At 41.8% G+C, this 14,227-nt stretch carries 15 protein-coding genes; all 15 read right to left on the reverse strand.

The genetic code is table 11. The features are described 5' to 3' along the window. Positions 1–137: 137 nt before the first annotated feature. The 15 genes from MKY48_RS30595 to MKY48_RS30665 all read right to left on the reverse strand — a co-directional run bounded on the left by MKY48_RS30595 (position 138) and on the right by MKY48_RS30665 (position 14,222). Positions 138–827, reverse strand: a complete 690-nt coding sequence (locus MKY48_RS30595) for a heptaprenylglyceryl phosphate synthase (protein ID WP_339291826.1) — start codon at positions 825–827, stop codon at positions 138–140. Positions 828–1,261: 434 nt separating this feature from the next. Continuing rightward, positions 1,262–2,134, reverse strand: a complete 873-nt coding sequence (locus MKY48_RS30600; protein ID WP_339291827.1) for a phosphatidylinositol-specific phospholipase C/glycerophosphodiester phosphodiesterase family protein — start codon at positions 2,132–2,134, stop codon at positions 1,262–1,264. A gap of 129 nt (positions 2,135–2,263) precedes the next feature. Next, entirely contained in the window at positions 2,264–2,869 is a 606-nt protein-coding gene (locus MKY48_RS30605; protein ID WP_213646958.1) for a methyltransferase domain-containing protein, read from the reverse strand. A gap of 445 nt (positions 2,870–3,314) precedes the next feature. Beyond that, positions 3,315–4,715 (reverse strand): undecaprenyl-phosphate glucose phosphotransferase, encoded by a 1,401-nt coding sequence (locus tag MKY48_RS30610; RefSeq protein ID WP_339291828.1) that lies wholly within the window; start codon positions 4,713–4,715, stop codon positions 3,315–3,317. Continuing rightward, entirely contained in the window at positions 4,712–5,623 is a 912-nt protein-coding gene (locus MKY48_RS30615; protein ID WP_339291829.1) for a glycosyltransferase family 2 protein, read from the reverse strand. The genes MKY48_RS30610 and MKY48_RS30615 overlap by 4 nt, the downstream gene beginning before the upstream one ends. Before the next feature lie 109 nt (positions 5,624–5,732). Further along, entirely contained in the window at positions 5,733–6,662 is a 930-nt protein-coding gene (locus MKY48_RS30620; protein WP_339291830.1) for a glycosyltransferase family 2 protein, read from the reverse strand. 122 nt (positions 6,663–6,784) lie between these two features. Then, positions 6,785–7,669: a dTDP-4-dehydrorhamnose reductase gene (gene rfbD / locus MKY48_RS30625; RefSeq protein ID WP_339291831.1), complete on the reverse strand. Its 885-nt coding sequence runs from the start codon at positions 7,667–7,669 to the stop codon at positions 6,785–6,787. Next, positions 7,666–8,688: a dTDP-glucose 4,6-dehydratase gene (gene rfbB, locus MKY48_RS30630; RefSeq protein ID WP_339291832.1), complete on the reverse strand. Its 1,023-nt coding sequence runs from the start codon at positions 8,686–8,688 to the stop codon at positions 7,666–7,668. Before rfbB (MKY48_RS30630) ends, rfbD begins: the two co-directional genes overlap by 4 nt. A gap of 124 nt (positions 8,689–8,812) precedes the next feature. Beyond that, entirely contained in the window at positions 8,813–9,781 is a 969-nt protein-coding gene (rfbB, locus tag MKY48_RS30635; RefSeq protein WP_339291833.1) for a dTDP-glucose 4,6-dehydratase, read from the reverse strand. A gap of 22 nt (positions 9,782–9,803) precedes the next feature. Then, entirely contained in the window at positions 9,804–10,349 is a 546-nt protein-coding gene (gene rfbC / locus MKY48_RS30640) for a dTDP-4-dehydrorhamnose 3,5-epimerase (protein ID WP_339291834.1), read from the reverse strand. A gap of 7 nt (positions 10,350–10,356) precedes the next feature. Beyond that, a complete protein-coding gene (locus tag MKY48_RS30645) occupies positions 10,357–10,959 on the reverse strand; it encodes a hypothetical protein (protein WP_339291835.1) in 603 nt (200 codons plus the stop codon). A gap of 33 nt (positions 10,960–10,992) precedes the next feature. Next, positions 10,993–11,739 carry an ABC transporter ATP-binding protein gene (locus MKY48_RS30650; protein ID WP_339291836.1) on the reverse strand — a complete coding sequence of 249 codons (747 nt, stop codon included), beginning with the start codon at positions 11,737–11,739 and terminating at the stop codon, positions 10,993–10,995. A 12-nt stretch (positions 11,740–11,751) separates the two neighbouring features. After that, positions 11,752–12,531 (reverse strand): ABC transporter permease, encoded by a 780-nt coding sequence (locus MKY48_RS30655; RefSeq protein WP_339291837.1) that lies wholly within the window; start codon positions 12,529–12,531, stop codon positions 11,752–11,754. A 13-nt stretch (positions 12,532–12,544) separates the two neighbouring features. Further along, positions 12,545–13,714, reverse strand: a complete 1,170-nt coding sequence (locus tag MKY48_RS30660) for a glycosyltransferase (RefSeq protein ID WP_339291838.1) — start codon at positions 13,712–13,714, stop codon at positions 12,545–12,547. Beyond that, a complete protein-coding gene (locus MKY48_RS30665) occupies positions 13,707–14,222 on the reverse strand; it encodes a GNAT family N-acetyltransferase (RefSeq protein WP_339291839.1) in 516 nt (171 codons plus the stop codon). Before MKY48_RS30665 ends, MKY48_RS30660 begins: the two co-directional genes overlap by 8 nt. Positions 14,223–14,227: the final 5 nt, after the last annotated feature.

Here is a 14,227-nt window from a genome sequence, read left to right on the forward strand (position 1 = left end):
TTACAATATTTTAATGAAATAAATACAAAATACATGCTTAACCGCCCCAAGGCAGATGGAAAAGACACAATATTAGAACCTGAGGTTACCGTAACGCGTCTCAACATTTTTTTAGCGGATCATATAACCGAGACCAGTCAGTCCTTCACGGCCTTGACCGTCCCGAGCGCCTGCTCCAGATGATCATACACAACGTTGCCAACAACGATCGTATCCGAGATAGCTGCTGCCTCCGACGCCTGCTGGGCGTTCGTTATTCCGCCACCGTAGAACAAACGGGCGTTATCCAGCGATCTGCGCACTGTCCGGACAGTTTCCATATCCCCAAAGGCGCCGCTGTATTCCAAATACACAATCGGAAGATTCATCAGCTTGTCCGCAATCTGCGCATAAGCAGCGGCTCCGATCGCATCAATCGAAGTCTCTGCTCCGGTCAGCTTCGCCACCGCAGCGTTCTCATTCAACACGATATACCCCTCGGTTACAACCAGATCCCACGGTATCATATACCCGTAGCGTTCGATTCCTTCGCGATGCCGGCCCATGATCCAGGTTGGATCCTGTGTATTCATGACCATCGGAACCATATATAGATCAAATCCGGGTACAACGGCTTCCAGATCGGATACTTCCTGCACGCACGGCAGCTCGTAACGTCGAACTCGGGACAGCAGGTCCACGGTATTTTCATAAGTGACTCCGGTTGAGCCTCCGACCATAATGGCATCGGTTCCTGACAAACATACCACATCAAGGGTCTCGTCATCGATCTCCTTGTCGGGGTCCAGCTTAAACACATGCCTCCAGGATTGTATCATCTCTTTCAAGCGTCATTCCTCCACGTTCACGGGTTACTATTATACTAAAATAAGTCTATGCTAGCACGGTAAGCAAGTCAATTTATGTTCGCATAAAATACGAACATTTTTTTGGTAATTGTCGTTTATCAGTTCAGCCGATATCCGAACCGCGCCACTGAAAAGGGATTAGGGCTGATACTCGGCTAAGAAAAGCGTCTACCGACGTACAATCCCAAACCGCACGACGTACAATCCCAGACCACATTTAGATGGTGGTTTCCATGTAATATCAAGATAGGCCATGTTTCGAAGTTTGTACTTTCTCATATTATGAAAAAGCCCGCGTCTTCTTTTGGAGACAACGGACTTCGATGTTCAGCATTACTATATATGAAGAATAGCCTATTCCGTAGACGGGCGTTGCAACATGAGGCAAGTCATGCAAAACACCCCTATGCCAGTCACTTTTTAATCGTATATCTCAAACTGTTCTGCTCCAGTTCCGGCTCTGTCAGCAGGTCTGAATAAACGCCGTACACGCCCCATTTTTCATAATTGTTCACGGTCGTGGTGTCATTAATGGTGTGGACATAAGTCACGGCACCCGCTTGCCTCAGCTTGGCTACGAAATTCGGGCTGACCTTGTACTCCGGCATGGTAACGGCGTCAATGTTGTTCTCCTGCACGAAAGCCGTGATCTCGGCAGGTGAATCCTGCGTGGCATACAGCGTATAGATAATTGACTCAAATGGATAGATGTCCAGAACCATATCGAGCATGGGCTCATTATAAATTTGAATGACCACCCGATCCAGAAGTTCCGGGTCCCGCTCATTAGCAGCGTTTACAATCTCCGTGAACAGGTATTGAATATCCTGATCCTCCTGCTCCTTCGTGTCTGTTACGATGTAGATATCGGGATGATGCTCCATCATATCCATAATCCCCTCAATATCCATCGGTTGGTACTGCTCCAAAATCGGCGTATTAATGAATTCCTCATGGCTCAGACGGGCTGCCTGCTTATCGTCCGGGAGTTTTTCCTTCTGGCCCAGCTGCTGTGTCATGCTCTCCGTCCACTCATGCCTGGCCACAACTTTACGGTCCTCCGTCAGCATCAAATCAATCTCGAATACCCGAGTGCCTTTCTCGTAGTTAACGACCATGGCTTCATAAGCGTTCGTATAGGGCTGTTCAGCGATACTCCCCATGGCGTGCGCAATCAGGCGATAGGCCGCGAATCCTTGCGGTTCTTCCTCATCCATCTCAAGATGAGTCTGAAGCAGTATCATAATGGCGGAAAATAATAGAAGGACAGCTGCGATCCGTTTCATGGTATCCCCACCCTTCGCATCGTTCATCGCTGTTGCTAGGTAAATACCCGGTTGAAGGGTCGGCCAAACAAAAAACCGCCACTTGGCTGCTGCCAAATGACGGAATGATTTTATGGATACTGCTGATCACTAGCTTTTGGCCTTCAAAAGATGAATATACCATTTCAAACCCGCATTGTGGTTAAACACGCTGACTTTATCCACGATATCAAATAATCCGCAGCTTTCAATCTCGCCAATCTTATGTTCTACCATGAGATAATCAGGATCTTGGGTGTTCTTATGTGAATAAAGGGAAGAGATGATGACTCCATCTGGGGTCAGGTAACGCGCATATTCTAGCAGTTTGTTCGGGGTGTTTGGCACGTACTGCAATGACTCATTAAACACAATGACGTTGTAACGCTTATGAGGGACATAGTGGTTGATGTCCGCGCGCTGGAATAGGTTCCTTGATGTTTTGCTGGATGCGATTTTGATCGCTTCTTCGGACAGGTCGACACCCGTGTAATTCAACTGTTCAACATCAAGGAGCATGTCATACAATATCCCGGCCCCGCATCCCATATCCAAGATGCCCTCGTCCCCAATAAACTTTCTTATGTAACCGTACACTACCGAGTATCTGGCATATTCCGTGATGTCCGATAAATAATCCCACATGTTGGATCTGTACTCTTCGTCCCATTGCTGTTGACTGCTTTCAATGAAATCCTGAACCTTTGCGTGTTCCATTTCGATTCCTCCCCATATTGGATGTTAACTCCCATCTGGCAAATGAAGCGACTACATGAAGACAAGGTCATTTGAAAAACATTAGCTTAGCGCCCACAAAGAAAATCAAGAATTGGATCATGCGTGCAAACGATCATACTCATTGGACCACTCGGGTAGACATTTACGAGTTTAGCACTTCATTATAATAGTATTAAAGTTATATATTGTAAATCTATCCGATTGACTATTGTCCGATGTGATGCCCATGCATATCTCTGGCTTGATGAATGGATCAAATGTCCGAAGTTATTTCTCTGATACGCCACAGCCTTACAAGAAGCGACAGCATTCGATATCTTTCTCCGGGAGTCGGGACCTGGGAAGCATATAAGCGTCTGGGACAGGTACGCAAACAAAAAAACGCCATCTGACTCATGCCAAATGACGTTAACATCGATTATGATCAGTATGCGTTCTTGAATCCGTTGCGGATCGTGCGCAGAATGATTTTGATATCAAACAGAATGGACCAATTCTCAATGTAGAAAATATCGTGCTTGATCCGTTCCTCAATCGAAGTATCCCCACGCAGGCCGTTGCTCTGCGCCCATCCCGTGATGCCCGGGCGTACATGGTGTTTCACCATGTACTTTGGAATTTCCTCTTTGAACTGTTCAACATAATAAGGTCGCTCCGGCCTAGGGCCTACCACGCTCATATGACCGAACAGGACATTGAAGAACTGAGGCAGCTCATCCAGACTGGTCTTCCGAAGAAAAGAGCCGAACTTGGTGCGGCGCGGATCATTTTCCACGGTCCAGCCCGTATCCGATGCCCCTTCCGGCAGCGGCTTCATAGAGCGAAATTTATACATATAAAAGTTTCTGCGGTTCAGCCCGACCCGCTCCTGCTTGAAAATGACAGGGCCTCGGGAAGTCAAACGAATCCCTAGGTAAATCCCGATCATCACCGGCAAGGTAAGGATAATCGCCACTAACGAGAATACGATATCAAACGCTCGCTTAAACAGCCGGTTTGCCGCTAGATCCAGCGGGATATCGCGCACGTTGATCATCGGCATCCCCGCAAAGTTATCAAACACCGGCCGTGCCGGGAGGTAGTCGAAAAAGTCCGGGATAATCAGCGTCCGCACACCGGCTTTTTCACAAGCGGCAATGATCTCCGGGTACTTGTGGTGCGCATTTAGCGGAAGTGCTAGTACGACCTCATCGACGAGATTTTCGTTCAGCACCTTATGTAGATCGCTGACCGACCCGAGAATAGGTTTAAGCCGTCTAGCTTCGATCTCGTCCCACTGCTGGTAATCATCCAGGAAACCGATGACTTCATACCCGAGCTCCGGGTATTGCTTCAGATTTTTGAAGAAGCGCTTGCCCAGAGTACCTGCACCCACGATGAGCACGAATTGGCGATTGTAGCCTTTTTCCCGAAAATGCTTGAGGGATTTCTTTAGGAAATAACGGTATAGGATAATGAAAGCAACATTGAGAATCATGTAGATGGCGAGATACCAACGGGAGATATTCACCTCTTTAACAAAGAACATGATACTCAAGAGGACGAACATACCGATGAAATGAGCCTGAAAGATTTTCATGAATTCGTCGGCAAAGCGCTTTTTCCGCTTTGGTGAGTATAAGGAAATCATGATGCCAACAGCCAAGGCCACTGCGCCATAAACTAGACTCCACAAAGTATAGGTTTCAAGAGGGAGCGGCTCTTCGTACGGAAACCAGCTGCTCTCAAACTTGATCCACCATGCAAACAAGAATGCCAGCTGGATAAAAGCAAAATCGGTAATCATATATAATTTGGTCAAAAACCCCTGATTCTGGCGGATCATGATTTCACCTCCACTCCACCTGAAGATTGCGTTATGGTTGCTGGACGAATAGGCTTAAGCCGGTTCATAAGCAAGGATAGGAGCAATTTCAGACCAACGCCTGCATAGACGGCTCCATTAACGAATATGTTGTATTTCTGCCGGTAATGCTTCCGATGAAAAAGAATCATCGCCCGATGAAACTCATAAATGATTTTGAACGGCCTGCGCCGGGCGCTACCGCCTTTATAGTGGATAATTGTCGTCCGAGGGTAATAATGAATTCCCCATCCCGCCTGCTTGATTCGATAACACCAGTCGATATCTTCCCCGTACATAAAAAACGTTTCATCCAATCCCCCAACCTGCTCGATCGTCTCGCGACGTACTAGCATGAACGCACCAACCAAACAATCCACCGGATACTCTACGTCCGGATTCAAATACCCCAGCTGATACTGGTTAAACTCCGGCTTGTTCGGGAACAGCTTGCTGATCCCAAAAGCATAATAAAAAGAAGCTGAAGGTGTTGGGAACCCTCTTTTGCAGGCCTTATCCAGCGAACCGTCCGGAAGGACAATTTTACAGCCAGAAGCACCAATGATCGGATTATAGTCCATAAAAGCGACCATCGTCTCAATCGTATCCTGCTGGATAATCGTGTCGGAATTTAGCAGCAGCATATAGCGACCTTCCGCAACTTCCAACCCCTGATTGTTGGCTTTGGCAAAGCCGGTATTCTCCGTGTTCTCGATCAGCTTGACCTGCGGGAATAACTCTCGGATGGTCTGAACCGACTCGTCCTTCGAGTTGTTATCTATCAAAATGACTTCATATGTATACTCCGTCTCTGATGCAAACACGGATCGCAAACAGTCCACCGTCAGCTGACAGGTATTATAGTTCACGATTAAAATGCTTAAATCCATTGCATAACGTCCCCTGACAAATATAGTAATCTATCGACATTATAGCATAGTTCGTGGGGAAAGAAGGAATATCAAGGAATAAGTTTGCTTTGCCCTGTTTCATTCAATCTTATATAAACCCGATCAAAATAAAGAACTTGAATAACAAACTCTCTGCCTTGGATTGTCTGTACAATTTGCTCTTACGCGTATAATGTAGCCTGTCTACGAATCTTGTGCGAGATGCAAGAAATAAATCCAGCTGCTCTTTCTGAACGCCAGTCAATCGTGATCCATAGATTCGATTAAACTCGCTCGCTTGTTTATGCAACAAGTCTTTACCCGTATGTCTTTTAAAACTGGCCCATTTGCTCTTTAACTTACCCGCGAGGGAATTGCTGCCTCCTACCACATTGTTACTGTGCTGACGGTATAACATGGACGGCGTGTTATCGTAGATTACGGTTCCAAATGCGGATACGAGCAAGTAGAACCACCAATCATGCATAAGAACCTTTTGACTGTCCACCGATTTACTATGCATAAAAAGGTTTCTTGCTGATTGATTCATCGTGATCGTCGCGCCAATGGCGATATTCTCGTATAATGCATTGAAGAAAGAAGGCTCCTGAGCAGGAGACTTTGGCCATGTACCTTTCCGGTTTAACTCGTCATCGGTAAGGTAGGTCGATGTAAATACCATCGCCGGCACTTCTGTATGTATAGAGGAATTCAAGCGCGTTATAGCATGTTCTACCTTATGATCAAGCCACACGTCATCCTGGTCGCAAAAACAGTAGTAATCAGCTTCAGCATCTGCAACACGCAGCAGTTCAAAGAAACTGGACACAACGCCGACATTCGTTCCTTTGATAAGGTTTATCTGATCTGGGTGTGTTGTCACCCATTGGTCGAGAAGCTCCATCGTTTTATCAGTCGATCCATCATCTCTTATCAGGATTGAGACAGCGGCATGCGTCTGATTCAGAATACTCTGGATTTGCTCGGATATATATTGTTCGCCGTTATAGGCGGATAACAATACTTGCACTTTTTTCATACGGGAACCTCCGGAAAAACACATTGGCTTATACTAATTCATTAGAGATCTTTGGATGATTTAAGAGAATAGGCTAATAAAGAAACCTGATCATACAGATCAGGTCTCTTACATCGCTGTATTCATTTTAAGTATAGTTCAGGGTGCTGCTTCATATCCAGCATAAACTGCTTCAGCCCTTCACGCCAATGTGGCAAATCCTCAAATTGGTTTAGACGGATAGCCAGGTGATCCATCGTTGAATTGGCCGGACGTGGGGCGGGCCGTGGAAATTCTGCCGTTGTGCAAGGCTGCAATTCAGCGGTTATGGTAAATCCCAATTGTTCACGAGCCTCTTCAAAAATGGCGCTGGTAAACTCATACCAAGTACAGGAACCACTGTTGGAGGCATGATATATACCGTATTTTTCAGTGGAAATTAAGTTTATCAAGAACCGCGCCAGATCTACCGTATAGGTGGGCGAACCTTTTTGGTCGTTAACCACCTTTAACAGCGATTTTTCTTGTCCTAGACGAAGCATCGTTTTTACAAAGTTGTTGCCATGCAGGCCGAACAACCATGAAGTTCTTACGATAAACCACTTGGTGGAGAAATTCCGAATCATTTTCTCGCCTTCCAACTTGGATCGACCATATATCGTTTGCGGATCGGTGTCGTCATATTCAACATAAGGCGCCTCACTAGTACCACCAAAAACATAATCCGTGCTTATATAGACTACTGTGGCACCAATCTTTTCGGCGGCTAAAGCAATATTCCTTGTACCTATGGCATTCACAAGATAAGCACCATCCGGATCACTTTCGGCTGTATCCACGGCCGTATAAGCTGCACAATGGATAATAATATCCGGATCATGAGCAGAAATAACCTGACCGCATTGCTCCATGTTGGTAATTTCCAGCTCTGCTCTCCCACAGCCAATAACCTCATGTCCGGCTTCACCAAAAACATGCGTTACATCCCGCCCCAACTGACCGTTTGCTCCGGTTACGAGTACCTTCATTCAACTTCACCCAAACGCTTGCCGTACTGCTGAGTCATATATTCCCGATAGGCACCGGACTGGATGCGTGTCCACCAATCCTTATGGTTCAAATACCATTGAATCGTTTCCTTAATGCCTGTCTCGAAATTATGCTTTGACTTCCAGCCAAGCTCATTCATGATTTTTGTAGGATCAATGCCATAACGACGGTCATGGCCTGGACGATCTGTCACGTAAGTGATCAGTGACTCCGGTTTGCCAAGCTCCCTCAGGATTGTTTGCACAATATGCAGATTGGTCCGCTCGTTGTTGCCCCCAATGTTATAGACCTCGCCTAATTTCCCCTGATGGATAACAAGATCGATCGCATTACAATGATCCTCCACATAGAGCCAATCACGGATATTCAGTCCGTCGCCATATACAGGCAGGGATTCATCATTTAGAGCCCGAGAAATAATAAGGGGAATCAGCTTCTCAGGAAATTGGTATGGACCGTAATTGTTTGAGCAACGGGTAATGTTAACCGGTAGACCAAAGGTCTCATAATAAGCTCTTACAAGCAGATCCCCACCTGCCTTGCTGGCTGAATAAGGACTGTTCGGAGCAAGTGGTGTCGTTTCAGAAAACAGCCCCGTCTCACCTAAAGAACCGTACACTTCATCCGTGGAAACTTGAATAAATTTGGTCACGCCATATTTCTTGGCTGCATCCAGAAGAACCTGCGTACCCAGCACATTGGTGTTCACGAAGATTTCTGGTTCCAAAATGCTTCGGTCTACGTGTGATTCTGCTGCAAAGTTAACCACCACGTCGATGCCCTGTTGGAAAATAGCATCTACTGCTGTTTTGTCAGCAATATCTGCTTGGACGAACGAGTAGTTTGCCTGACCCTCCATCGATTTTAAGTTTTCTAGATTTCCTGCATACGTAAGTGCGTCCATATTCACGATCTGATAATTCGGATGCAGCTGCAGCATATATGAAACAAAGTTACTGCCTATAAAACCGGCACCGCCGGTGATAAGAAGTTTCACGAAAAAACCTCCATTAACATGCCAACTTATTTATTGAGTCTACATAAGATATGCGTCTCAATTATAATTGGTGCCACGTAACAGAGGTATTTAGCCTATTAAATTTCTTAAGATCACATTAATTCTATCTACTCTCCAACTGCTCCAACCAAGATTCATTAGACAAATACCATTGTACCGTTTGTTTTATACCTGTTTCAAAAACATATTTTGGCTGCCAACCAAGTTCTTTTCTTATTTTTGTTGCATCTATTGCGTACCGTCTATCATGACCAAGTCTATCAGTTACAAAGGATATTAACTCCTGGGATTTACCAAGTTCTTTTAGAATTGTGTTTACAATTTGCAGATTTGTCCTCTCATTATTTCCACCAATGTTGTAAACTTCCCCAGCCTTCCCTTCATGCAATACTAAATCTATTGCACTACAATGATCCTCGACATGCAACCAATCTCGTATATTTAAACCATCCCCATAAACAGGTATTTTTTCATCCTTTAATGCCTTAGTGAAAACAAGGGGGATTAACTTTTCAGGAAACTGATATGCACCATAATTATTCGAACAACGAGTTATACATACTGGAAATTGATAAGTTTCAAAATAGGCTCTGGCTAACATATCTCCCCCAGCCTTACTTGCGGAATATGGGCTGTTGGGGGAAAGTGGAGTAGACTCTGTAAACAATCCCTCAGCACCTAAGCTGCCATAAACCTCGTCTGTGGATACTTGAACATATTTACTTATACCGAATTTTTTTGAGGCTTCAAGCAATACCTGAGTACCTAGAACGTTAGTCTTTACAAATATCTCCGGGTTAGCAATGCTTCGATCGACGTGAGACTCCGCAGCGAAATTGACAACATAATCAATCCCCGTGGATAGGATTCGTTCGATAGCTTCTGTATCTGCAATATCTGCTTGAATAAAAGAGTACTTAGGATTATCCTGCACACTTTTTAAATTGTTAATATTACCAGCATATGTTAGGCTATCGACATTAACTATTTCATAGTTTGTATACTTATTAAGCATGTGAATGATAAAATTGCTACCAATAAATCCAGCGCCACCAGTCACTAATATTTTCAATTCATATCAACTCTTTCTTCTTTTAAAAGTTAATTTCCGAATTTCTAAATTCAGGATGGTTTTTATCCTTTTCTGATAAAATGGGGTTCGAGACGGGCCAATCGATATTGAGATCTTTGTCATTCCAGATTATTCCTCGATCATGTTCGGGAGAATAATAATTATCAACTTTATACATTACTTGTGTATTGGTTATCAACGTGCAGAATCCGTGTGCAAATCCTTTAGGAACAAGGAGTTGCCGCTTGTTTTCTTCACTTAAAATAACACCTATCCACTGCCCAAATGTTTCAGAATCTTTTCTAATATCAACTGCTACATCATATATTGCTCCCGCAGTCACCCTTACTAGTTTAGTCTGTGCTTTGGGATTCAGTTGATAATGTAAGCCTCTTGTTACCCCTGCCTCACAAGAAAGAGAATGGTTATCTTGAACAAATCGATAGTCTAATCCATGTTCCAAAAAAGCATCCTCGTTATAGCTTTCTAAAAAGAATCCTCGTGAATCCTGATGAACAACAGGTTCTACAAGATAAAGGCCATCAATCTTTAATGGAGTTATTTTCAACGTTGACTCATTCCTTCCTGCTATAATCAAATTTTCCTACTTCAATATATTCATCTTTATCTCTGAGTTTACTTAATGCGTACACTTTTGCTTCATTGGACTCAATTTTTAGATATCCAACCCAACCATTGTTATCAACGTTCTTTATGCCTAATGCCTCAGATAATCCCTCTCGATTAATACCGAATACACCTGCCCCTAAAACAACGTTATCCTTATCAACAAACACAATATAATCCGTTTCAAGCTTCTCTAAGAATAACCAGCCTGAGGCTACAAACAAGTTGCCATTCAAGTTAGTTATGTCATCAAAATTGCCCAGTACTTTTGAGTCTTTACTAACTTTTGAGGAAGCTAAGCTCCCTTCTTTAAAGCTTGCCTGAAGTGAGCTTTCAGCAAATAAATCACTATGTTCACTATTTAGAAGTGAGAGAATGTCAACCTCTTCTACTTCACTAGGAGCATTGCTAGGAGCTTTGCTTTGAGTCTCCTGTGAAGCTTCTTTTTTGCTTTCTACATTTTGGAACTCAGACTTCACAAGAAAAACCAAGCAGACAAAAAGTAGGGCATTAAATATTATAAAGGCTATCTTGAAAAATTTACTTTTCATTAACAATACCTCATTTAATTAACTCTTCTATTACTAATTCAATGGGCTGCTTGAGTGCTCTAAATATGCCTCAGCTACCTCTTTAGGAGTGCCTGTCATTTTAATTTGTCCATTTTCAAGCCATATACATTTATTACAAAACTCAAATGCCGATTGCATGCTATGTGTGACGTATACTAGTATTTTGACTCGATCAACTAACTCATTCAACCTATTCTGCGCTTTTTTCAAAAATCGTGCGTCCCCAGCGGCTATGACCTCATCTAAGAGGAGTATGTCGGGTTCTATTGATGTAGATATTGAAAAGGCTAGTCGAATAAACATCCCTGAGGAATAATACTTCACAGGGATATTCAAATGGTCACCTAGTTCACTAAATTCAGCTATTCCATTTATTTTTTTTTGAAGTTCTTTCGGACTTTCTCCTAGCATCAATCCTCTTAATTTAATATTTTCCCATCCAGTAGCCTCCATCTCAAAACCTGTAGCAAGTTCAAATAAACTGGCGATTCTCCCATCTACCTCAAGCTCTCCACTAACCGGGGGGAAAATTCCAGCTATAACTTTTAGGAACGAACTTTTCCCAGCACCATTGTGGCCAATAATAGCTAACCTATCTCCATCTTCTAGAGAGAGATTAATATTTTTTAAAGCCTGGATGGATCTTTTTTTTATTAAATGCGGGTTTCTATATTTTTTAGGAAGAATCATTTCTTTGAGACCCATATCATTAAATATATGATAATTCAAATTAATATCAGACATTTTAATATAACTCATTGATAGCCACCCTTATAATCGAAAAGTGATCTTCCTGCCGATTTTATTAATTAATAAAACAGCTATCTCACACAATATTATTGTTAAGATAATACTAATCCCCCAACTTTGCAAACTCGCTGGCTCTTCACCTAATAACGGCCTTCTAATGATCTCTAACAAATAGTAAAATGGATTTAGTAGATATAACCAATGGAAATTGCTGTGATTTATCATTTCCGGTTTGTAAATTATTGGACTTAGATAAAACAAACCTTGAATCACCAATGACTGCAATGGTTGAAAATCACGAACATAAAGATTGACTATTCCAGAAATAACTGCCCATGAAGAGCAAAAAAATAACCAGATTATCAAACCTGGAACAACTAGTAACATTTTCAGCCCAAAAGCGTTGGGATTAATAAAAGCATAAATCAGAAAAAAAGCGACTATAGAAATAAGTAAATTCACAAAGTTAACTAAGCCTGCTCTCAAAGGGAATATTTCGACAGGAACCTTCGTTTGCTTAATGTAGCCTTGGGAACTTAAAAAGGACAAGGCTCCTCCTTCTGCACTACCTGTAAAAAACAGCCATGGTAATAGTCCGGAGAATAAATAGGGAATAAGCTCCTCGATTGGTGTCCTAAAAACCACAGAATAGACCGCACCAATAATAACAACTATGCCTAATGGAGACAAAAAATTCCACAAAACTCCCATTAATGAATTTCTGTATTTATTTTTAAGATCCTGCCTCGTAAGACTTAATAATATATGCCTTGCTGAATATACATTTTTAAAAAAGCTCACATCAGATACCTCGCTACATTGAGTATATTTTCTTAAAGATTTTTTTTAGAATGATAAAAACTCCTTTGATACCGGAGGTTTTAAGAATTTGCATAGTTTTAAAGATATACAAATTTCGAGGCCTTTTTCTAAGCTTCACATCTTTTTCAATACAGTGAGGAGCATGATATGTTATTAACACTGGTAACCTAGAGACGATCTCATCCGCTATCTTATCCAAGGTAAAGTGACTCTCTAGCCGAGTACGGCTCTCTTCTATTATTTTTTGTCTTAGCATTTTATTTTCAATTAGATTTTTTATAGCATTTACCCATTCATTCGTGGAATTGTTCACCAACACGCCGTTTTTTCCATTTTCCACAATAAAAACATAAGGTTCAACATTAGAATATATACCAGGAACTCCTATAGCTCCATATTCCAAATATTTATTAAAGTACTTGCATTTATGAAAATCACTTGATGGTAAAGGTGCTAATCCAATGTCCCATTTTCTAGTTCGCATAATTTCTATATAATCATCATAATTGTCAGCATATGTTAAATGATGAATGCGTTCATGATCACAAAAATCAGGCTTTGCTCCGAAAAATTCAAAACTAACATTTGGAAAAAGGTCTAATATGTTAAATGCAACCTTTTGAAAAAAATCATTTAGAAAAAAACCGTGGTCCATACTTCCAGAAAAACCTATTACTATTTGATTGTTATTACTTTGCATCGGTAGAGACGATATACTCTCCAGGAGAACGGAAGGAGCATTTATAATGACTGATGATTCAGAATAATGTCCATATTTATTAGCTATATTTTTATTCGTTGTCCATAAATAATTCGATAATTTTAATATTTCAATAATATTACTTCTAATATGCGGCATAGAAAAGTAAAGAGTTGACGCTGTATTTTGAGGAACATTAAGAAGATCATCATCTAGAAAGTACAGTAGCTTTTTTTTCAGCCTCCCACCTTCTTTCATAATATCCAGTTCCAGGTTTTCGCATCCTCGTATACATACAATAACATCGGCCCATGCGATGTCCTGTTTATCTACATTTAAAGTCTCTTTAAATCTATACTCCACTGTCCCTTTACTCTGTAATAATATAAGCGGAGAACTAACTCCTACAATAGCGGATGGGATTTTTTGCAAGCAAAAAGCAAGGATCTTAGTTCTAGGCATGCTGTTCACCTAATCTAATCATTTTATATAACTCTCTATCTCGAATGATATATTTGTCGATTATTTTGAATCCAACTTTTTCATAGATATGAATAGCCTTAAGATTGGATGTAAAGACCTCTAATATCACCTCTTTCAAATTCAAATCATTCATTGCAAAATCAACTATGGCTTTTGTAACTTTTTCACCGATTTTTTTTCCCTTTGCAACATCTTCTGCAAGAAGTAATCGTCCAAATTCAGAGGTACCCAAGGCATAATCGACATGATATAGCGCTACAGTTCCAACATCAACATTATTGAATTGTATAATGAACATGTAGTCACCTGGCCTACTGAGATAGGATTCAAACCAAGCTTTTTGCTGCTCTTCAGAAATAACATCACTGTTTAAAAAAAAGGATCTCGCGCTATCGGAATTTCTCCATTTTCTCATTTTTTCAAGATCATTTGGTCCTACTGGGCGCAACGTTATCTTCTGTATTTTCAAAATAATATTATGATCCATTTAAT

This window comes from Paenibacillus sp. FSL W8-0187, assembly GCF_037969755.1.
Classification (GTDB): domain Bacteria; phylum Bacillota; class Bacilli; order Paenibacillales; family Paenibacillaceae; genus Paenibacillus_AQ.